Origin of the sequence: Enterobacter soli ATCC BAA-2102 (genome assembly GCF_001654845.1) — a bacterium.
GTDB classification, from domain to species: Bacteria; Pseudomonadota; Gammaproteobacteria; order Enterobacterales; family Enterobacteriaceae; genus Enterobacter; species Enterobacter soli.
Genome location: NZ_LXES01000028.1, coordinates 24767 through 45264 on the forward strand (window position 1 = coordinate 24767; position 20498 = coordinate 45264).

Consider the following 20498-nt stretch of genomic DNA (forward strand, 5'->3'; position numbering starts at 1 on the left):
ACAGTATGGCAATTTCATCGCGTATTACTTTACTCGGCGCACTGGCGCTGTGGGCATTTCAGGCGCAGGCGGTGGATGTCACCGTCGCGTATCAAACCTCTGCGGAGCCGGCAAAAGTCGCGCAGGCAGATAACACCTTCGCCAAAGAGAGCGGTGCGAAAGTGGACTGGCGCAAATTCGACAGCGGGGCGGCCATCGTGCGTGCGCTGGCCTCTGGCGATGTGCAGATTGGTAACCTCGGCTCAAGCCCGCTGGCGGTCGCGGCCAGCCAGCAGGTGCCGATTGAAGTCTTCCTGCTGGCGTCTCAGCTAGGCAACTCTGAAGCGCTGGTGGTGAAGAAAAACATTACTAAACCAGAAGATCTGATTGGCAAGCGCATTGCCGTGCCGTTTATTTCCACCACTCACTACAGTCTGCTCGCCGCCCTGAAACACTGGGGGATTAAGCCGGGCCAGGTGCAAATCATTAACCTGCAACCTCCGGCAATTATTGCGGCCTGGCAGCGTGGCGATATTGACGGCGCATACGTCTGGGCACCCGCAGTGAACGAGCTGGAAAAAGAGGGCTCGGTGCTGACTGACTCTGAAAAAGTGGGGCAGTGGGGCGCACCGACACTCGATGTGTGGGTCGTGCGTAAAGATTTCGCGGAAAAACATCCTGATGTGGTGAAAGCCTTCGCGAAAAGCGCCATCGACGCGCAGCAGCCGTACATCAGCAACCCCGATGAGTGGCTCAAGCAGCCCGCTAACCTGGAAAAACTTTCGCGTCTGAGCGGCGTACCAGAAGCCGACGTGCCGGGGCTGGTGAAAGGGAATACCTACCTCACGCCGGCGCAGCAGGTTCAGCAGCTGACGGGGCCGGTGAACAAAGCGATTGTGGATACCGCAACATTCCTCAAAGAGCAGGGCAAAGTGCCTGCGGTCGCGGCGGATTACAGCCAGTACGTGACCGACCGATTCGTGAAATAAGGAGTCAGTCATGCTGAATATTACAAACCTGCACGCCAGCTATGGCGGAAAACCGGCCCTGGAAGATATCAACCTGACGCTGGACAGCGGTGAGCTGCTGGTGGTGCTGGGGCCATCCGGCTGCGGTAAAACCACGCTGCTGAACCTGATTGCCGGATTTGTCCCTTATCAGCATGGCGCTATTCAACTGGAAGGAAAACGGGTGGATGGCCCCGGCGCTGAGCGCGGCGTGGTCTTTCAGAATGAAGGGCTTCTGCCGTGGCGTAATGTGCAGGAAAACGTCGCATTTGGCCTGCAACTGGCGGGCGTCGGGCGCGAACAGCGGCTGGATGTCGCACGGCAGATGCTGAAAAAAGTGGGGCTGGAAGGGGCGGAAAAACGCTTTATCTGGCAGCTTTCGGGCGGCCAGCGTCAGCGGGTCGGGATTGCCCGGGCGCTGGCGGCCAATCCGCAGCTGTTATTGCTGGATGAGCCGTTTGGCGCGCTGGATGCCTTTACCCGCGAGCAGATGCAAACCCTACTGCTGCGCCTGTGGCATGAAACCGGTAAGCAGGTGCTGCTTATCACCCATGACATAGAAGAAGCGGTGTTTATGGCGACCGAACTGGTGCTGTTATCGCCAGGGCCGGGGCGCGTACTGGAGCGCCTGCCGCTCGATTTCGCCCGTCGTTATGTGGCGGGGGAACCGGTGCGCAGCATTAAATCCGACCCGCTGTTTATCGAACAACGTGAATATGTGCTGAGCCGCGTATTTGAACAACGGGAGGCGTTCTCATGAGCATTGTCTTCAGTGAAAAAACACGTCGTCCTCGCATGAGTCTACGCTGGCCGTTCTCGCGTCAGGTAACGCTCAGCGTCAGTACGCTGCTGGTGTTACTGGCGGTGTGGTGGGCGGTAGCTGCCCAGCAGTGGATTAGTCCGCTGTTCCTGCCGCCGCCGGGACAAGTTCTGGCAAAACTTATCACCATTGCCGGGCCGCAGGGGTTTATGGATGCCACGCTGTGGCAGCATCTGGCAGCGAGCCTGGCCCGTATTCTGGTGGCGCTGCTGGCGGCGGTGATTATCGGGATCCCGGTGGGGATAGCGATGGGGCTGAGCCCCACGGTTCGCGGCATTCTCGACCCGTTGATTGAGCTTTATCGTCCGGTGCCGCCGCTGGCATATCTGCCGCTGATGGTTATCTGGTTTGGTATTGGCGAAACCTCCAAGATCTTGCTGATTTATCTGGCGATTTTCGCGCCTGTGGCGATGTCCGCGCTGGCGGGGGTAAAGAGTGCCCAGCAGGTGCGCATCCGCGCCGCACAGTCTCTTGGCGCCAGCCGTACGCAGGTGCTGTTGTTTGTCATTTTACCCGGTGCACTGCCGGAGATTTTAACCGGGCTGCGGATCGGGCTTGGGGTGGGCTGGTCAACGCTGGTGGCGGCGGAGCTGATTGCCGCAACCCGTGGTCTGGGATTTATGGTGCAGTCGGCAGGCGAGTTCCTGGCGACTGACGTGGTGCTGGCAGGGATTGCGGTGATCGCCGTAATTGCTTTTGGATTAGAACTGGGGCTGCGTGCGCTACAGCGCCGCCTGACACCCTGGCATGGAGAAATACAATGAGTGAACGTCTGACCATTACCCCGCTTGGGCCGTACATTGGCGCGCAGGTGTCGGGTCTGGATGTGACCCGTCCGCTGAGCGATAACCAGTTTGAGCAGCTCTACCACGCGGTGCTGCGTCATCAGGTGGTATTCCTGCGCGAGCAGGCGATCACGCCGCACCAGCAGCGTGCGCTGGCACTGCGTTTCGGCGATCTGCATATTCATCCTGTTTATCCTCACGCCGAAGGTGTGGAGGAAATTATTGTTCTGGATACCCACAACGATAACCCACCGGATAATGACAACTGGCATACGGATGTGACCTTTATTGAAACCCCGCCAGCAGGGGCGATCCTGGCGGCGAAGCTTTTGCCGGAGACGGGTGGCGATACGCTTTGGACAAGCGGAATAGCGGCGTTTGAGGCGCTGTCTGCACCGTTCCGGACGCTGCTGAGCGGGCTGCGGGCAGAGCATGACTTTAAGAAATCGTTCCAGGAGTACAAATACCGTAAAAGCGAAGAGGAGCATCAGCGCTGGCTGGAGGCTGTCGCAAAGCATCCGCCGCTGCTGCATCCGGTGGTGCGCACGCATCCGGTGACGGGCAAACAGGCGTTGTTCGTGAATGAAGGCTTTACCACGCGGATTGTGGATGTGTCAGAGAAAGAGAGCGAAGCGTTGTTAGGTTTCCTGTTCGCCCATATCACCAAACCGGAGTTCCAGGTGCGCTGGCGCTGGCAGGAGAATGACCTCGCCATCTGGGATAATCGCGTCACACAGCATTACGCCAATGCGGATTACCTGCCGCAGCGGCGGATCATGCAGCGTGCGACAATTTTGGGAGATAAGCCGTTTTATCGTGCGGTTTGAGCCCCTCACCCTAACCCTCTCCCCAAAGGGGCGAGGGGACTGACCGGTGCGTTTTTCACCCTCTCCCTTTCAGGGAGAGGGCAGGGGGGAGGGTATTAAATGCGCCTCAATATACCGCTGATAGCGATTTGCTTTGAGATACGTTAAGTCCACCAGCACCAGTCCGTCGATGCAGTTGTTGAATGCCGGATCGCTGCCAAAATCGATAAACTGCACCCCGCCTGGCTCGCACAGCTCAGAGTACTGTTTGTAGAGTGGCGGAATACCGCAACCCAGATTTCCGAGCAGGGATTTCAGCTTCGTCAGGTCATCCACGTAATCGACCCCACCAAACTGGGCCAGCACGTCCGGCAGTGATGCCGGATAAGGCTGACGCGAAGCAGCTAGCGGATGGCTTGCCGGGAACCACAGGCGGTAAAACGCCACCAGCAGATCCCGCGCCGCAGGCGGTAAGCCGCCGGAAATGGAAACCGGGCCAAACAGATAGCGATAGTGCGGATAACGCGCCAGATAGGCACCAATCCCTGACCACAGATAATCCAGCCCACGGCGTCCCCAGTAGCGCGGCTGAATAAAGCTGCGTCCCAGTTCGATACCGTGCTCCAGCACATCCTGCATTTTGTCGTCGTAGTGGAACAGGCTATAGCTGTACAGCCCATCCACGCCGCGCCTGTCGACCTGCATTGCCGTTGGCATAAAGCGATATGCGCCGACAATTTCCAGATCCTCGTCATCCCACAGGATCAGGTGCAAGTAATCGTCGTCGTAGCTGTCGGTGTCACGGCGTTTGCCGCTACCTTCCCCCACGGCACGAAACGCAATTTCGCGAAGACGCCCCAGCTCACGCAGAAGCGGGGCATCTTCCTGCGCGTTGCGCTGCCACAGATAGATCGTTTTACCGTCGCTGGTTTTTCCCAGACACTCGGCCTGCGCCAGCTCGCGTTTCAGCGTGGCCCGGTCTTCCGGGCGCGCAATGGCGCACTGGGTTTTGAATACGCCAGGCAGTCCCTTGCCAAGACGCATCACGTGCTGACGGCACTGCTCGGCCATCTCACGTGGTGAAAGCGTGGTGCTAAACCAGTTATCCCATCCAATCTGCTGGCCAATTTTAATCGGCAGCTGGCTGTGGCGGCGCCGGAACATCTGCTGCATTAACAGCAGCATGGAGAGTGTCGGCGATACCAGCGTGCTGGCATAAAATAGCAGGCTGTTGTGCGCCTGAATATGTACCGGCAACAGCGGCGCGCGCAGTTTGCTGGCCAGCTTGATAAAGCCAGAGTGCCATTTTTTATCGCGGATACCTTTGCGCGTCGGGCGCGAGACTTCTCCCGCCGGGAAGAAAATCAGCACCCCGGCGTTTTGCAGATGTTGTTCCATCTGCAACAGCGATGTTTTCGCCGTCTTGCCACCCATGTTGTCCACCGGAATAAACAGCGAGCTGAGCGGCTCCAGGTGAGTCAACATCCGGTTGGTTACCACTTTCACATCGCGGCGTACGCGCGAAACGGCATACATTAGCGCCAGCCCGTCAAGGGTGCCGGTAGGGTGGTTAGCGATAATGACCAGTGGGCCATGTTCGGGGATTTGTTCGAGATCGCGGGCGGAAACGGTGCAGAGAATGTCGAGATGCTCCAGGACTTGCTCCACCATATCCAGCCCTTTCAGGTGGCGGTGGCTTGCTGCAAACTGCTGGAATTCTTCTTCGTAGAACAGTCTTTTTAACAGACTTTTTTGCCAGGGTGCGGGCCTCGCCTGAGGCCAAAGGTCATCGAGAACGCTGTCGAGACTAAACATGGTAACTCCTCCTGCCGTCTTGCCCAGACAGTAGAAGGGGGAGATGTCGTTTGTATTGCAGTTTGGTGAAGTTATTGCACCAGACGCCTCTCTCCCGGGGGAGAGAGGCTATGCGGATTAACGCAGAATTTTCTTCTCGGCCAGATCCAGCGCGAAATAGCTGAAGATCAGATCCGCGCCCGCGCGTTTGATCGCACCCAGGCTTTCGAGGATCACTTTCTCTTCATCAATCGCACCCGCCTGCGCGGCGAATTTGATCATCGCGTACTCACCGCTCACCTGGTAGGCACCCAGCGGCAATTCGGTACGTTCACGGATGTCGCGCAGGATATCCAGATACGCACCAGCCGGTTTCACCATCAGGCAATCTGCGCCCTGGGCTTCATCGAGCAGAGATTCGCGGATCGCTTCGCGGCGGTTCAGCGGGTTCATCTGGTAGGTTTTACGATCGCCTTTCAACGCTGTGCCAGCGGCTTCACGGAACGGGCCGTAGAAAGAGGACGCGAATTTAGTGGAGTAGGACATGATAGCCGTATCGGTGAAACCGGCGGCATCCAGCGCCTGACGGATAGCCTGGACCTGGCCATCCATCGCCGCAGAAGGGGCGATGAAATCAGCACCGGCAGCAGCGGCAACCACGGCCTGTTTGCCCAGGTTCAGCAGGGTGGCGTCGTTATCCACACCGTGATCGCACAGTACACCGCAATGGCCGTGGGAGGTGTATTCACAGAAACAGGTGTCGGACATGACGATCATTTCCGGCACGGTCTCTTTGCAGATGCGCGACATGCGCGCGACCAGGCCGTCTTCTTTCCACGCATCGCTGCCGGTGGCATCGGTATGGTGGGAAATGCCGAAGGTCATGACCGAGCGGATACCGGCATTCGCAATGCGTTCGATCTCGCGTGCCAGATGCTTTTCAGGGATGCGCATGACGCCCGGCATAGCATCGATGGCTTTGTAATCATCGATCTCTTCTTCAACAAAAATCGGCAACACCAGATCGTTTAAGGTCAGTGTTGTCTCTTCAAACATAGCGCGCAGTGCCGGTGACTTGCGCAGGCGACGGGGACGAGCAATTAAATCGGTCATGATATGCCTGACGTTGAGGAACAATGGGGCACAGTGTACCTGAAAGCAGGGTTAGGTGTTTTACTAAAGTGGGCATTTTGATTAAACCAAAGCGGCATGCGTCAGTTAGCTGTGGAGTAATATATACTGTTCACGGGTCTAAGAAGACGCGCGTTTGAATTATTGGCTTTTTTTCTGCATTGCTTTGGATATATAAATAACAGCAATCTATTTATCATAATTATATTGTTGTCGCCTGCGTGATATTATTTTAAGTTAATGTTATTTATAATATTAATTATTGATTCCCTTTTTATTCTGTCTAGCTCTGGCTGTTTGTCTGGATACGGACTTAATTGAATCATTCATTGAACCTTTTCTAAATGGAGCTGCATAATTCTCTGCGCAATTAATATTGCCAAATGATTTGATGGACAAACTTGCTTACGTCCCTGAGGAGGGATGACCCAATGCAAACATGGAAAAAGAAACTGGTTGTATCTCAACTTGCATTAGCCTGTACTCTGGCTATCGCTTCTCAGGCCAATGCGAAGGATATTTCCGGCACGACATATAATACTTTTGGATATGATAATACAGCGTCTGCTCCCTGGTATTATGGATATGCAGACTGGGATTATACAGATGCGACCCACGATGGTGATATTTATCCGGTGATTAACAAATCAACGGTAAATGGTGTTATTTCAACCTACTATCTGGATGACGGTGTCAATGGCCGGGCGAATGCTCTGAGCATTTCGAACAGCACTATCAATGGCATGATCACCTCTGAATGTATGACCACGACCTGTTCCGAGGGCGTGGATACGGATGGTACGACTCATGCCCAGTATGACCGTTTTAGTCTTACCGTCGATAACACCACCATCAACGACACCTACGAGCATTACGCGTACGACGTTGTGAATGGCGAGACCTCTGAGACCCATTATCTGGATACCTACGGCCTGGGTAATGCGATTACGCTGGACGTGGAGTCTGATATTGTTATCCAGAATAACTCCCACGTGGCGGGTATTACGCTGACTCAGGGTTATCAGGAGCTGGATAATACCCCATATGACGGCGTTGAAGGCGTTGCCAACAGTACCAACGTGTTCACGGATACGCTGGTTGTCAAAAATTCTGTACTGACCTCGGGTGCCTACAGCGACCTGGGTACTAGCGGTTTCTACGGTCAAACCGCGAAGCCGAGCGACTACGGTGAAACTAACGCCACCGCGGCGGATGATGCAGCGCTGATCGTGGCTGCCAGCGCGTCTGATAACGCGATGCAGACGACCGCGACGTTTGATCACTCCACCGTGACCGGTGATATCCTTTTCTCCAGCACCTTCGATAACAATTTCTACGTGAATGGCGATCCGGCAACGGATACCACCGATGACGGCGTGTATAACCCAACCACCAACGGCTGGGACGATACCGATAAACTGGATGTCACCCTGACCAACGGCAGCAAATGGGTAGGTGCGGCGCAGTCCAGCGTTGAAGCCATCGGCACTGCGCAGATGTACGGTGAGGGCTACAGCGATGTAGACTGGCGCACGCTCTCTCCTAACAGCATCTGGCCTGATTCCACCTACGACAGCAACGGGCACGTTGCAGGCGAAGAGGTTTATCAGAGCGGTCTGTTTAACGTGACGCTGGACAACGGCTCCGAGTGGGACACCCGCAAGCTCTCTAACATCGACACGCTGGCAGTGAACAACCAGTCGCAGGTGAATGTTGAAAACTCAGGCCTGCTGGCAGATTCAATCACTCTGACCAATGCGTCATCGCTGAATATCGGAGACAGCGGTGGTGTTGCGACCGACAGCCTCTATCTGGACAGCGGTAGCCTTGCAACACTGACGGAAGAAACCGCCGGACTGTACGCTAATACTATTACCGTGAATAACGGTGCTGAGCTGGCGCTCGGGCTGGGCCAGGTTGACACCCACAACATGGTCCTGACTGACGGCGGTGTGCTGAATGTTGCCAGCCGCGACTACGTGCTGAACAGCGATCTGAACAACGCCCGCTATACCACCAACGATCGTCATGCGACGGGTTACGACTACGGTGTGGTTGCGCTTAATGCCGACGGTCACCTGGCCGTGAACGGTGAAGTTGCTGGCAACTACAAGGTACGTATTGATAACGCCACCGGCGCAGGTTCTGTTGCTGATTATAAAAACAACGAAATTATTCGCATCTATGACAATAACGTGGATACCAAAGCCTCCTTTACTGCGGCAAACAAAGCGGATTTAGGTGCGTATACCTATAAAGCGCTGCAACAAGGCGATACCGTCGTTCTGCATCAGCAGGAGCTGACCGACTACGCGAATATGGCGCTGAGCATCCCTTCTGCAAATGCCAACATCTGGAATCTCCAGCAGGATACGCTGAGCACACGTATCACCAACAGCCGCCATGGTCTGACGGATAACGGTGGTGCCTGGGTGAGCTTCTTCGGTGGAAATCTTGATGGTGACAACGGGATCATCAGCTACGACCAGGACGCCAGCGGCATTATGGTCGGTGTGGATACGCACATCGACGGCAATGATGCAAAATGGCTGATCGGTGGTGCTGCTGGCTTCGCAAAAGGCGATCTGAGCGATCGCAGCGGTCAGGTTGATCAGGACAGCCAGACGGCAATGGTTTACTCCTCCGCGAAGTTTGCCAGCGATGTCTTTATTGATGCTTCCCTGAGCTACTCACGCTTCAATAACGATCTCTCCGCCACCATGAGCAACAGTCAGTATGTGGATGGTAACACCACCACTGATGCCTGGGGTTTTGGCATGAAACTGGGCTACGACTGGAAAGTTAACGAGTCTGGCTACGTGACGCCATATGCAGCGGTGTCCGGGCTGTTCCAGTCTGGCGACAACTACCAGCTGAGCAACGACATGAAGGTGGGCGATCAATCCTACGACAGCCTGCGTTACGAAGTGGGTGTTGATACCGGTTATACCTTCAGCTACGGCTCCGATCAGGCGCTGACGCCTTACTTCAAACTGGCATACGTGTATGACGACGCTGACAACAGCGCCGATGTGAACGGTGACAGTATTGATAACGGTGTGAAAGGCTCTGCGGTACGTGTAGGTCTGGGTACACAGTTCAGCTTCACTAAAAACTTCAGTGCTTATTCAGATGCAACCTATCTGGGCGGCGGCGACGTCGAGCAGAACTGGGGCGCCAATGTGGGCGTGAAGTACACCTGGTAATACGATTTGTCCGGGGAGGTTCGCCTCCCCGGACTTTAAATAACAAAAATAACAGCGATAAAGCGCCATCAGGCAAGGACGACTTGAGGTTGGCATGGACCATTACGCAAAACCACTTCCCGAATTTACCCGGCTTGAAAAATGCCTGGCCCCTTACAGCACGCCTTTTCATCTTTCCGGGGAACAAACCCTCTTTGGTGACTGCTACGACGATGACCACTACACCCTGTTTCTGCAAAGCGGCACGTTGACCATTAACCGCCAGCAGGACGATCTGCTGGTCGAGATTATTACCGCGCCGTTTATCCTGGGCCTGAATGCCGGCATGGCAGGCTGTGGGTCGCAATATACGCTGATTGCACAAAGCCCGTGCTCTGGCTTCTATCTTCCGGCTGACGCCACCCGCAGCTATATTCAGCAAGCGCATCTGTGGCGTGATGCCTTCTGCTGGCTTTCGTGGGACCACAAAATGATGGAGTCCCGTGACGGGCAACTGGTGGGGAATAACTCCTACAGCCAGATCCGCTCGACGCTGCTGGTCATGGCGGAGTGGGACGAAACGCTGCGCTCGCGGGTCGGCGTGATGAACTACATTCAGCGGCGCACGCGCATCTCGCGTTCGGTCGTCGCGGAGGTACTGGCGGCGTTACGGCAGGGGAATTACATCAATATGAGCCGGGGCAAACTGGTCAGTATCAACCGTTTGCCCGCGGAATATTAGTCACTTTACGAAGCCGGAACGACCTTCTCTTTATTGGCGCTCAGCTCGGCAACTAAGTTATTGATACCGTCACTCATATTGACGAAACGGGTATTCGGCGAGCGGGTCACAACCACAAACGCACCCACGTTTGCCTGCGGGATCATCGCCATATAGGTGATAAAGCCGCCGCCGCCGCCGGTTTTCTGAATGATCCCTGGGCGACCATTTTTCGGTGCCATGTAGACCCAGCCCATACCCAGCGCATCGGCTTTCCCCGGCACGTCCATGCCAATCACACGGTGCAGCTGATTACGCTGATAAATCAGCGTTTGCATCCGGTCGGCCTGGTTGCTGCGTGCGTAGAAATCGGAAGAGAGGAATTGTTGCATCCAGCGCATCATGTCGCCCGGCGTAGAGTAAACGCCGCCACTCCCGATAGCTGCCAGGGTGTTATTACACGGACTTGCCCCTTTTTCCGCCACCATCAGGCGCCCGCACTGGTCGGGGGAAGGGGTAAAGGTAGTGTCTTTCATGCCCAGCGGGCGCGTAATTTGTTCTTCAAACAGCTGCGGATACGGCTTGCCGGATGCCGTGGATAACGCATCGGCGAGAAGATCAAACGCCAGGTTGGAATAGGAGGCCTGTGAACCCGGCTCGGATTTCAGCGTCGCCGTGTTCAGGTAGCCCCAGCGTTGTTCCCTCGTTGGCCAGACGAAGACCGCACGGTGTGCCGCGCCGCCGGGTTGTTCACGCGGCAGGGCGCTGGTGTGAGTGGCCAGATTCACCAGTGTGATCGGGGCTCCCTGATAGGTGGGAACATGTGCGCCTGGCGGGGCATATTTGCTGAGGGGATCGTTAAGTTTAACGACCCCCTGGTCGAGTAATTTCACCAGCATTTCGCTGGTCATTAACTTGGTTAATGAGGCGATACGGATAACTGAGTCCAGCTGCGGGTGGATATTATTTCCTGGACGCGTTTCACCAAAACTACGAAACACACGCTGGTTACCGTCGATAACCACCAGCGCCATGCCGGTTGCACCACTGCCGTAATAGATAAGGTTAGCGTAGCGGTCGGCAATATCTGAGGCAAAAGCAGGAGCTGTCAGCGGCTGGGCTGCCTGGGCGGTAGACAGGCTCACCGCACACAGCGCGGCGAAAGATAACAGACAACGTTTCAACGAAATGCATCCATGAAGTGAATGAAGAAATTAATGCGTATTTATACTACTAATCGGTGCGGTGCAATGGGTCGAATTGCATAACGATAGCGAGAAAAACGTAACCGCGGGTAAATAAGAACAATTTCGTGGAACTCAGTCTCCTATTTTGTGACATCGGGCTTATTATAGTCGTTTATCTCACTCAATCTTTCGGAGAGGGCTATGTCTGAGAAGCGTGTAGTTATGGTTGTCGATATGCAACAAGGCGTGTTTGAAACGCCGCGTCATCAGCGCGAACAGTGTGTTTCCCGCATCAATCAGCTCACGAAGGCTGCCGACACGGTCATTTTTATTCAACATACCGAAGCCGGCGGGCTGGAAGAGGGGAGTGAGGGGTTTGCGCTGCTGCCGGAAGTAGAACAACCCGCGGGGGCATTCTATGTCACCAAGACTGCCTGTGATTCATTCTATAACACCGGGCTGGCAGCGCTGCTGCGCGAGCAGGATATTAATGCATTTGTCATTTGCGGCTGTGCCACCGATTACTGTGTCGATGCCACCATCAAAAACGGCGTGAGCCGCGGCTATCACATTACCGTCGCGGAAGATGCCCATACCACCGCAAACCGCCCGGCGGCGCAGGCGCAAATCCTGATTAACCACCATAACGATGTCTGGCGTAACTTTATTGCCCCCCTGAACCCACCGAAGGTGAAATTCACCGAAACAATTCTCGAAAACTGGAAAGCGAACTAATAATAATCCATCGGGTCTGACCTTTTTGCCCGGGCCAGCACGCTGGCCCGTAGCAGCGTTTTCGTTTGGTGATGTGTTGAACACAGCAACAGCCATAACAACAAGAAGGAAGCATTATGTTTAAGTCTTTTTTCCCAAAGCCGGGGCCTTTTTTCCTGTCGGCATTTATTTGGGCACTGATCGCTGTCATTTTCTGGCAGGCGGGTGGTGGCGCGTGGTTAACGCGCATCGTGGGTGCAACAGGCGAGGTACCCATTAGCGCGGCACGCTTCTGGTCGCTGAGCTATCTGCTGTTTTACGCCTACTACGCCGTGTGCGTTGGCCTGTTTGCGCTGTTCTGGTTTGTCTACTCTCCGCATCGCTGGCAAAACTGGTCGATTCTGGGAACCTCGCTCATCATCTTCGTCACCTGGTTCCTGGTGGAAGTGGGCGTGGCGGTTAACGCCTGGTACGCGCCATTCTACGATCTGATCCAGACCGCGCTGAGTGCGCCGCATAAGGTGACGATTAACCAGTTCTACCATGAGGTCGGGATCTTCCTCGGCATTGCGCTGATTGCGGTAGTGATTGGGGTGATGAACAACTTCTTTGTCAGCCACTACGTTTTCCGCTGGCGTACCGCGATGAACGAACACTATATGGCGCACTGGCAACATCTGCGTCATATCGAAGGTGCTGCACAGCGTGTGCAGGAAGACACCATGCGTTTTGCCTCCACGCTTGAAGACATGGGCGTGAGTTTTATCAACGCCATTATGACACTGATTGCCTTCCTGCCGGTGCTGGTCACCCTTTCGGCGCATGTTCCCGACCTGCCGATTGTCGGGCATCTGCCGTACGGCCTGGTGATCGCTGCGATTGTCTGGTCGCTGATGGGAACGGGCTTGCTGGCAGTCGTCGGGATCAAGCTGCCAGGGCTTGAGTTTAAAAACCAGCGCGTGGAAGCGGCCTACCGTAAAGAGCTGGTTTATGGTGAAGACGACGTGAACCGCGCCTCGCCGCCGACCGTACGCGAGCTGTTTGGCGCGGTGCGCCGTAACTATTTCCGCCTCTATTTCCATTACATGTATTTCAACATTGCCCGTATTCTCTATTTGCAGGTCGATAACGTTTTCGGTTTGTTCCTGCTGTTCCCGTCTATTGTTGCGGGTACGATTACGCTCGGTCTAATGACTCAAATCACCAACGTCTTTGGTCAGGTTCGTGGTTCGTTCCAGTATCTGATCAGCTCCTGGACCACGCTGGTTGAGCTGATGTCTATCTACAAGCGTTTACGCAGCTTCGAGCGTGAGCTTGACGATCGTGATCTTCAGGAAGTGACCAATAAATTTAGCTAATACAGGGAGTTGCTATGCCATTTGCCGTACCACGCGCGTTACCGTTGTCCTTGCTGGCCGCCTTCGTTCTGGCGGGCTGCGCCGAAAAAGGGGCCGCCCCGCTTAAAGAGGGTGAAAAACCACTGGATGTGGCAAGCGTTGTGCGGCAAAAAATGCCCGCCAGCGTGAAGGATCGCAATGCGTGGGCGGATGCATTAGCCAAAACCTTTGAAAGCCAGAAGATTGCCCCCACCGAGGAGAATATCTGCTCGGTGCTGGCTGTCGCTCAGCAGGAGTCGATGTACCAGTCCGACCCGGCGGTGCCAGGGCTGAACAAGATTGCCTGGAAAGAGATCGACCGCCGCGCTGAGTCAATGCATATCCCGGTATTCCTGGTGCATACCGCACTCAAAATCACCTCGCCAAATGGCAAAACCTACAGCGAACGGCTGGACACGGTGAAAACCGAGAAACAGCTGAGCGCCATTTTTGATGATTTTATCAGCATGGTGCCGATGGGGCAGAAGCTGTTTGGCTCGCTTAACCCGGTCCATACCGGCGGGCCAATGCAGGTCAGTATCGCGTTTGCAGAAAAACACACCGACGGCTATCCGTGGAAAATCGACGGTACGGTGCGTCAGGAAGTGTTCTCCCTGCGGGGTGGACTCTGGTTTGGCAGTTATCATCTGCTGAACTATCCGGCCAACTACAGCGAGCCGCTGTACCGCTTTGCTGACTTTAACGCAGGCTGGTACGCCAGCCGTAATGCCGCGTTCCAGAGCGCCGTGAGCCGCGCCAGCGGAGTGAAACTGGCGCTGGATGGCGATCTCATTGCTTATGGCAGCAGCGAAGCGGGCACCACTGAGCTGGCTGTGCGTAAATTGTCTGCAAAATTGGGGATGAGCAACAGCGAGATCCGCCGTCAGCTGGAGAAAGGGGATAGTCTGGCGTTTGAGAAAACGGAACTGTATCAGCAGGTATTTAAGCTTGCAGAGCAGAAGAGTGGCAAGGCGCTACCGAAAGCCATTCTGCCAGGTATCCAGCTTGAGAGCCCGAAGATCACGCGTAATCTCACAACCGCCTGGTTTGCAAAACGCGTGGATGAGCGTCGGGCTCACTGTATGGCGCTTTAACGATGGTGGCGACGCCAGCGCAGCACAAGGGCGACCACGCCCAGGATCATGCAGCCTGTGAGAAAAGGAATTAATCCAAAGACCGTGCTGACCCCGAAACCTATTTCCACCTGAGGGCGGCCCGTATCCTGAACCTGCATCAGGTGTTCATAGACGCCTGGTGCATGGACCAGCATGTTAAGAAGCTGTGAGCCTGCCCAGAAGCAGAAAAGCACAAACAGGGCATAGGCGATATTGCCAGCCGTCGAGGTTTTTGGTTGTTTGCCGCCAAAAATCGGTTTCGACAATGTAAAATCAGCCATAAAGACCTCCCGTAATATCACTCTGCTCAGAAACGCGTCGTACAGGTGGAGTTTGACAGGTCATAGCATTTGTCAATATCAGAATCGTGGTAATTTGCCCTAAGGAATTCTCCTGGATTGCCGATTTCTGCATCGCATCACAGTTTTGTAACTTAAGTGAAATTGCGACGTGTTTAAGAATTCCCGCATCCCGCCACAGACCTGCCCGCGAAACTGTGAGAGGATGTCTTTTTTTCTGCCGGAGTCCCCATGAAGCTCACTTCCAAACTACGCCGTGACTGGCATTATTACGCCTTTGCTATCGGTCTTATTTTTATTCTCAATGGCGTTGTGGGGCTGCTGGGATTTGACGCAAAAGGCTGGCAAACCTATGCCGTTGGCATGGTGACGTGGGTGATTAGTTTCTGGCTGGCGGGATTAATAATCCGCCGTCGGCCTGAAGAGGCGACAGCGGATACAACGGATACGGTAAAGAAGGCCGATTAACCGTTTACTGAGCTTTTGAGGGCGCTGTCGGCAGCGTAACGCTCGAGCGCCAACTCGATCAGGCGGGTGATTAACTCTGGGTAGCTGATGCCGCTCGCTTGCCACAGTTTTGGATACATGCTGATATTGGTAAAGCCAGGCAGCGTGTTGATTTCGTTAATCACTACCTCGTTTTCTGGCGTCAGGAACACGTCGACACGCGCCATACCCGCACAGCCCAGTGCCTGATACGCTTCAACGGCGATCGCGCGGATCTTGTCGTTGATGGCCGGATCGATATCCGCTGGCACCACGACCTGCGCGCCTTTGTCATCGATGTATTTAGTGTCGTAAGAGTAGAAATCGCTGTTTAACACCACTTCGCCACAGGTGCTCGCCTGCGGGAAATCGTTGCCCAGTACCGCACATTCAATTTCACGGCCTTTGATGCCCTGCTCAACCACCACTTTATGATCGAACCCGAAAGCCAGGCGAACGGCTTCATCGAACTGTGCTTCGCTGTTCACTTTGCTGACCCCAACCGAGGAACCCTGATTGGCAGGCTTAACGAACAGCGGCAGGCCAAGCTGGGCGCTGATGCTGGCGAAGCTGTGTTTGTCGCGGTTGGCACGGGTGAGGGTAATAAATGGCGCAATGTTCAGTCCGGCATCGCGCAGCAGGCGTTTCGTGACGTCTTTGTCCATGCAGGCGGCGGAGCCCAGCACGTCAGAGCCGACAAACGGCAGGTTTGCCATACGCAGCATCCCCTGCAAGGAACCATCTTCACCCAGGGTGCCGTGAACAATCGGGAAAATAACGTCGATTTGCGTCAGTGCCTGCGCATTGCCTGCGTCGATAAACTGCCCCTGAACGTTGCCTGGTACAGTGGCAACGCTGATTTCTGATGGATTAAGCGCGATATGTGCCGGATCGTCAGCATTTAACAGATATTGGCTGGCATCATTTATATGCCACTGACCCTGTTTATCAATGCCCAGCAGTACAACCTCGAAGCGGTTTTTATCAATCGCATCGACAATATTTTTTGCCGATTGCAATGACACCTCGTGTTCTGCTGATTTTCCCCCAAAGACAATACCCACCCGCTGCTTAGCCATTTCACTCTCTTCCAGTCTGACGAAAAGCCTATAACATACCACGATGCCCTGCGGGTTTCCCGGCCTTCTGCCATAATGTTTGGGTGTGGTTTTTAAAGCATAAATCACCGCCTGCTAACGGATAATTTGTGACATATTTCACAAATATGATGACTGGGAAGATAAAACACCAAAGTCATCCTTGTCCGCATCTCTGGCGCTACGTGAATGCACGTAACTTGCTAATCTGTAGGCGAATTCGCCTAAAAATGAAGATTGCGTCTGTTATGGAATCCTGGAAAGTTAACCTTATATCGGTCTGGTTTGGCTGTTTTTTTACCGGACTTGCCATTAGCCAGATTTTACCGTTCTTACCCCTGTACGTTTCGCAACTGGGTGTTTCCTCCCATGAAGCGCTTTCGATGTGGTCGGGTCTGGTGTTCAGCGTCACGTTTCTGGTTTCTGCCATTGTCTCGCCCATGTGGGGCAGCCTGGCAGACCGCAAAGGGCGCAAGCTGATGCTGCTGCGCGCATCGCTTGGGATGGCGGTGGCAATACTGCTCCAGGCTTTTGCCACAAACGTCTGGCAGCTGTTTGTGCTGCGAGCCTTAATGGGGCTGACATCCGGGTATATTCCCAATGCCATGGCGCTGGTGGCATCTCAGGTGCCACGTGAGCGTAGCGGTTGGGCGCTGAGCACCCTTTCAACTGCCCAGATAAGCGGCGTGATTGGCGGTCCGCTGATGGGCGGCTTCCTGGCCGACAACGTGGGATTGCGGGCGGTGTTCTTTATTACGGCAGCCCTGCTGGTGATAAGCTTCCTGGTCACCCTGTTTTTGATCAAAGAGGGTGGGCGACCGATTGTCAGCAAGTCGGAACGCCTGAGCGGGAAAGCCGTGTTTGCCACGTTACCCTATCCAGGCCTGATGATTAGCCTCTTCGTCACCACGATGGTCATTCAGCTTTGTAACGGCTCAGTCGGCCCGATCCTTGCGCTGTTTATCAAATCGATGGAGCCAGACAGCAACAACATTGCGTTTCTCAGCGGGATGATTGCCGCGGTGCCGGGCGTCTCGGCGCTGATTTCCGCACCGCGTCTGGGGAAACTGGGTGACCGGATTGGCACGGCGCGCATATTAATGGGCACGCTGATTTTTGCCGTTGTGCTGTTTTTTGCCATGTCATTTGTCACGTCGCCGCTCCAGCTCGGGGTGTTGCGCTTCCTGCTGGGTTTTGCCGATGGCGCCATGTTGCCTGCGGTACAAACGCTGCTGGTGAAATATTCCAGCGATCAGGTTACGGGACGTATCTTTGGATATAACCAGTCGTTTATGTATTTGGGGAATGTCGCAGGCCCGCTGATGGGGGCATCTGTTTCGGCAATGGCGGGGTTCCGTTGGGTATTTGCCGCCACGGCCGTGGTTATCCTGGTGAATATCATCCAGCTGGCTTTTGCGCTTCGTCGTCGTCAGCAAATAGCGCAGGCAAAATCGTCGCGCTAATACGCCGCGATATACATTATATATTCTTATGGCGGTCACATTTTTATATAACGAAATGCGACCTGCCTTTGTGTGATATTCCCGCTTCGTCTTGATGGGTTTTAATAATAGAAAAACGTTTCGCTGATAAGTTATGTCATTTATTTTGGCTATAAAATCAATTTTGCATAAGATAATACTCAACACCGCTTTGCATTATTGGTCTGGAATGATAAGTTCAGAAAAAATGACATAAGGAAATAGCACAATGAAAAATCTCATTGCTGAGTTGCTGGTCAAGCTTGCACAAAAGGAAGAAGAGTCCAAAGAACTGGTCGCTCAGGTTGAAGCGCTGGAAATTGTAGTCACTGCGCTGCTAAGACAGATGGCGCAAAACGATCAGCAGGCCCTGATTAACAGCGTTGAAGTGGCGCTGGAGAATGCCCGGCCTGACTCACTGGTTCCGGTACAGGATGCGCAATTGCTTCAGCAATACGTAAAGAAGCTATTAAGGCATCCACGCAGTTAAACCGTCATCAAACCTGACGGCGTGTCATAGAAATGTCATGCAGGATGCCTATAGTCGCTCTGTTTTATTTTTTATGTATTTGTACATGGAGAAAATAAATTGAAACAGAGCGCACTTTTCATTGCATTAATACCCCTGTTATTTACCCCTGTTATTCATGCTGAAACCACGAGTACCAGCGTACTGGATAATCGCGCCGCTCAGGGCGATATCACCCAGCCTGGTGGCGCTCGTCGTCTGTCAGAAGACCAGACCGCGGCCATTCGTGCTTCACTGAATGAGAAGCCGGCCAAAAATATAATTCTGCTGATTGGCGACGGTATGGGTGATTCTGAAATTACCGCTGCGCGAAATTATGCTGAAGGTGCGGGTGGCTTCTTCAAGGGTATTGATGCCTTACCCTTGACCGGGCAATACACCCATTACGCACTGAATAAAAAAACCGGTAAACCGGATTACGTTACGGACTCTGCTGCCTCGGCGACGGCATGGTCAACCGGCGTGAAAACCTATAACGGTGCGCTGGGTGTGGATATCCACGAAAAAGATCATCAAACCATTCTGGAAATGGCAAAAGCGGCGGGGCTGGCAACCGGTAACGTCTCAACTGCTGAACTCCAGGATGCTACCCCGGCAGCGCTGGTGTCGCATGTTACCTCACGTAAATGCTACGGCCCGTCTGTGACCAGCGAAAAATGCCCGACTAACGCGCTGGAAAAAGGCGGAAAAGGTTCGATTACCGAACAACTGCTGAACGCCCGTGCGGATGTGACGCTGGGTGGCGGGGCAAAAACCTTCGCTGAAACGGCAACCGCTGGCGACTGGCAGGGCAAAACGCTGCGTGAACAGGCGCAAGCGCGTGGCTACCAGTTGGTAAGCGATGCGGCCTCTCTGGCGGCTATCACTCAGGCAAATCAGGATAAACCGCTGCTGGGTCTGTTCTCGGATGGCAACATGCCGGTACGCTGGGAAGGCCCGAAGGCCTCTTACCACGGTAACATCGACAAACCTGCGGTGACCTGTACGCCGAATCCTAAACGCGACGACAGCATCCCGACGCTTGCGGCCATGACGGATAAAGCCATTTCCCTGCTGAGCAAAAGTGAAAAAGGCTTCTTCTTGCAGGTAGAAGGTGCATCAATCGATAAGCAAGATCATGCGGCGAATCCGTGTGGTCAGATTGGCGAAACGGTTGATCTGGACGAAGCGGTACAGAAGGCGCTTGAATTTGCGAAAAAAGACGGCAATACCCTGGTGGTAGTGACGGCTGACCATGCGCACGCCAGCCAGATTATTCCGCCAGAAACCAAAGCACCTGGTCTGACTCAGGCGCTGAACACCAAAGATGGTGCGGTGATGGTGATGAGCTATGGCAACTCTGAAGAAGAGTCGATGGAACATACCGGTACGCAGTTGCGTATTGCCGCGTACGGTCCACATGCGGCAAACGTGGTAGGGCTGACGGATCAAACCGATCTGTTCTACACCATGAAAGCGGCACTCGGTCTGAAATAACAGACACACCCGGCAGAAAACACCTCTGCCGGGTGGTTTTTTTCCCACCACGAACCAGACTTACAGTGAATGTTCACAAAAGGATGGTGCAATGAAAATAACATTTCTGGTTACCCTGCTCTCTGGCGTGTTCCTGATGGCTTCGGCGAACGCGGCGGAAAAAACCTTAACCCCTCAACAGCAGCGCATGACGACCTGTAACCAACAGGCGACGGCGCAGACTCTCAAAGGTGATGCGCGTAAGACGTATATGAGTGATTGCCTCAAAAATGGTGCATCAAAGCCACAGGAAAAAAGTCTGACGCCACAACAGCAGAGAATGCGCGAGTGCAACGTCCAGGCAACCGAGCAATCGCTTAAGGGCGACGATCGTAATAAATTCATGAGCGGCTGTCTGAAGAAAAAAGCCTAGTTCTTACGGGTGAGTTGCCGTTACGGCTCACCCGAAAATTCATACTTTCCCCGGAATACCCCTCTCTATAATTTGGGAAAATGTTTCAGAATATTCCC

At 54.2% G+C, this 20498-nt stretch carries 19 protein-coding genes; 14 read left to right on the forward strand and 5 right to left on the reverse strand.

The window, feature by feature from the left end; all coding sequences use genetic code 11:
- The first annotated feature begins 5 nt into the window (after positions 1–5).
- From tauA to tauD, 4 genes are read left to right on the forward strand one after another with little or no spacing between them, the layout of a single operon-like run.
- Complete coding sequence (gene tauA, locus M987_RS10280; protein ID WP_014069059.1) at positions 6–968, forward strand: taurine ABC transporter substrate-binding protein; 963 nt, start codon at positions 6–8, stop codon at positions 966–968.
- 10 nt (positions 969–978) lie between these two features.
- Positions 979–1746 carry a taurine ABC transporter ATP-binding subunit gene (gene tauB, locus M987_RS10285; RefSeq protein WP_014069060.1) on the forward strand — a complete coding sequence of 256 codons (768 nt, stop codon included), beginning with the start codon at positions 979–981 and terminating at the stop codon, positions 1744–1746.
- On the forward strand, positions 1743–2570 hold the full coding sequence (tauC, locus tag M987_RS10290) for a taurine ABC transporter permease TauC (protein ID WP_014069061.1): 828 nt from the start codon (positions 1743–1745) through the stop codon (positions 2568–2570). Before tauB ends, tauC begins: the two co-directional genes overlap by 4 nt.
- Entirely contained in the window at positions 2567–3418 is an 852-nt protein-coding gene (tauD, locus tag M987_RS10295) for a taurine dioxygenase (protein ID WP_014069062.1), read from the forward strand. Before tauC ends, tauD begins: the two co-directional genes overlap by 4 nt.
- Positions 3419–3487: 69 nt before the next feature.
- Here tauD and olsF read toward each other — a convergent pair whose 3' ends face one another.
- Complete coding sequence (gene olsF / locus M987_RS10300; protein ID WP_014069063.1) at positions 3488–5212, reverse strand: bifunctional ornithine lipid synthase OlsF; 1725 nt, start codon at positions 5210–5212, stop codon at positions 3488–3490.
- Positions 5213–5329: 117 nt separating this feature from the next.
- Positions 5330–6304, reverse strand: a complete 975-nt coding sequence (gene hemB / locus M987_RS10305) for a porphobilinogen synthase (RefSeq protein WP_014069064.1) — start codon at positions 6302–6304, stop codon at positions 5330–5332.
- Positions 6305–6753: 449 nt separating this feature from the next.
- On the opposite strand from hemB, the gene M987_RS10310 reads away from it, so the two are divergent.
- Together M987_RS10310 and M987_RS10315 are read left to right on the forward strand one after the other, a co-directional pair.
- Positions 6754–9528, forward strand: a complete 2775-nt coding sequence (locus M987_RS10310; protein ID WP_014069065.1) for an autotransporter outer membrane beta-barrel domain-containing protein — start codon at positions 6754–6756, stop codon at positions 9526–9528.
- A 94-nt stretch (positions 9529–9622) separates the two neighbouring features.
- On the forward strand, positions 9623–10249 hold the full coding sequence (locus M987_RS10315) for a helix-turn-helix domain-containing protein (RefSeq protein ID WP_014069066.1): 627 nt from the start codon (positions 9623–9625) through the stop codon (positions 10247–10249).
- Between the two features lie 5 nt (positions 10250–10254).
- Here M987_RS10315 and ampH read toward each other — a convergent pair whose 3' ends face one another.
- Positions 10255–11412, reverse strand: a complete 1158-nt coding sequence (gene ampH, locus M987_RS10320; protein WP_014069067.1) for a D-alanyl-D-alanine-carboxypeptidase/endopeptidase AmpH — start codon at positions 11410–11412, stop codon at positions 10255–10257.
- 204 nt (positions 11413–11616) lie between these two features.
- Between ampH and M987_RS10325 the strand changes: the two genes are divergently transcribed.
- The 3 genes from M987_RS10325 (at position 11617) to M987_RS10335 (ending at position 14599) form a co-directional block, all read left to right on the forward strand.
- Complete coding sequence (locus M987_RS10325; RefSeq protein ID WP_014069068.1) at positions 11617–12150, forward strand: isochorismatase family protein; 534 nt, start codon at positions 11617–11619, stop codon at positions 12148–12150.
- Positions 12151–12266: 116 nt separating this feature from the next.
- Complete coding sequence (gene sbmA / locus M987_RS10330; protein WP_014069069.1) at positions 12267–13487, forward strand: peptide antibiotic transporter SbmA; 1221 nt, start codon at positions 12267–12269, stop codon at positions 13485–13487.
- Between the two features lie 14 nt (positions 13488–13501).
- Complete coding sequence (locus tag M987_RS10335; RefSeq protein ID WP_014069070.1) at positions 13502–14599, forward strand: DUF1615 domain-containing protein; 1098 nt, start codon at positions 13502–13504, stop codon at positions 14597–14599.
- Here M987_RS10335 and M987_RS10340 read toward each other — a convergent pair.
- The gene (locus M987_RS10340) at positions 14596–14901 is read right to left on the reverse strand and encodes a DUF2755 family protein (RefSeq protein ID WP_014069071.1); all 306 of its coding nucleotides are present in this window, start codon (positions 14899–14901) and stop codon (positions 14596–14598) included. The genes M987_RS10335 and M987_RS10340 overlap by 4 nt on opposite strands.
- Positions 14902–15150: 249 nt before the next feature.
- Between M987_RS10340 and M987_RS10345 the strand changes: the two genes are divergently transcribed.
- Positions 15151–15387: a DUF2754 domain-containing protein gene (locus M987_RS10345; RefSeq protein ID WP_014069072.1), complete on the forward strand. Its 237-nt coding sequence runs from the start codon at positions 15151–15153 to the stop codon at positions 15385–15387.
- Here the strand turns inward: M987_RS10345 and ddlA are convergent.
- The gene (gene ddlA, locus M987_RS10350; RefSeq protein WP_014069073.1) at positions 15384–16484 is read right to left on the reverse strand and encodes a D-alanine--D-alanine ligase; all 1101 of its coding nucleotides are present in this window, start codon (positions 16482–16484) and stop codon (positions 15384–15386) included. The two genes, M987_RS10345 and ddlA, sit on opposite strands and share 4 nt — an antisense overlap.
- Positions 16485–16750: 266 nt before the next feature.
- Between ddlA and M987_RS10355 the strand changes: the two genes are divergently transcribed.
- The 4 genes from M987_RS10355 (at position 16751) to psiF (ending at position 20400) form a co-directional block, all read left to right on the forward strand.
- Positions 16751–17965, forward strand: coding sequence for a multidrug efflux MFS transporter (locus tag M987_RS10355; protein WP_041162001.1), 1215 nt, complete (start codon positions 16751–16753; stop codon positions 17963–17965).
- 247 nt (positions 17966–18212) lie between these two features.
- A complete protein-coding gene (gene iraP / locus M987_RS10360) occupies positions 18213–18473 on the forward strand; it encodes an anti-adapter protein IraP (protein ID WP_014069075.1) in 261 nt (86 codons plus the stop codon).
- 99 nt (positions 18474–18572) lie between these two features.
- Positions 18573–19988 (forward strand): alkaline phosphatase, encoded by a 1416-nt coding sequence (gene phoA, locus M987_RS10365; protein WP_014069076.1) that lies wholly within the window; start codon positions 18573–18575, stop codon positions 19986–19988.
- Between the two features lie 91 nt (positions 19989–20079).
- A complete protein-coding gene (gene psiF, locus M987_RS10370) occupies positions 20080–20400 on the forward strand; it encodes a phosphate starvation-inducible protein PsiF (RefSeq protein ID WP_014069077.1) in 321 nt (106 codons plus the stop codon).
- Positions 20401–20498 lie beyond the last annotated feature (98 nt).

Bases quoted from the DNA above. Each gene is read 5' to 3' on its own strand.
- tauA (WP_014069059.1), top strand. From the start codon at position 6: ATGGCAATTTCATCGCGTATTACTTTACTCGGCGCACTGGCGCTGTGG.
- tauB (WP_014069060.1), top strand. From the start codon at position 979: ATGCTGAATATTACAAACCTGCACGCCAGCTATGGCGGAAAACCGGCC.
- tauC (WP_014069061.1), top strand. From the start codon at position 1,743: ATGAGCATTGTCTTCAGTGAAAAAACACGTCGTCCTCGCATGAGTCTA.
- tauD (WP_014069062.1), top strand. From the start codon at position 2,567: ATGAGTGAACGTCTGACCATTACCCCGCTTGGGCCGTACATTGGCGCG.
- olsF (WP_014069063.1), bottom strand. From the start codon at position 5,212: ATGTTTAGTCTCGACAGCGTTCTCGATGACCTTTGGCCTCAGGCGAGG.
- hemB (WP_014069064.1), bottom strand. From the start codon at position 6,304: ATGACCGATTTAATTGCTCGTCCCCGTCGCCTGCGCAAGTCACCGGCA.
- M987_RS10310 (WP_014069065.1), top strand. From the start codon at position 6,754: ATGCAAACATGGAAAAAGAAACTGGTTGTATCTCAACTTGCATTAGCC.
- M987_RS10315 (WP_014069066.1), top strand. From the start codon at position 9,623: ATGGACCATTACGCAAAACCACTTCCCGAATTTACCCGGCTTGAAAAA.
- M987_RS10325 (WP_014069068.1), top strand. From the start codon at position 11,617: ATGTCTGAGAAGCGTGTAGTTATGGTTGTCGATATGCAACAAGGCGTG.
- sbmA (WP_014069069.1), top strand. From the start codon at position 12,267: ATGTTTAAGTCTTTTTTCCCAAAGCCGGGGCCTTTTTTCCTGTCGGCA.
- M987_RS10335 (WP_014069070.1), top strand. From the start codon at position 13,502: ATGCCATTTGCCGTACCACGCGCGTTACCGTTGTCCTTGCTGGCCGCC.
- M987_RS10340 (WP_014069071.1), bottom strand. From the start codon at position 14,901: ATGGCTGATTTTACATTGTCGAAACCGATTTTTGGCGGCAAACAACCA.
- M987_RS10345 (WP_014069072.1), top strand. From the start codon at position 15,151: ATGAAGCTCACTTCCAAACTACGCCGTGACTGGCATTATTACGCCTTT.
- ddlA (WP_014069073.1), bottom strand. From the start codon at position 16,484: ATGGCTAAGCAGCGGGTGGGTATTGTCTTTGGGGGAAAATCAGCAGAA.
- M987_RS10355 (WP_041162001.1), top strand. From the start codon at position 16,751: ATGGAATCCTGGAAAGTTAACCTTATATCGGTCTGGTTTGGCTGTTTT.
- iraP (WP_014069075.1), top strand. From the start codon at position 18,213: ATGAAAAATCTCATTGCTGAGTTGCTGGTCAAGCTTGCACAAAAGGAA.
- psiF (WP_014069077.1), top strand. From the start codon at position 20,080: ATGAAAATAACATTTCTGGTTACCCTGCTCTCTGGCGTGTTCCTGATG.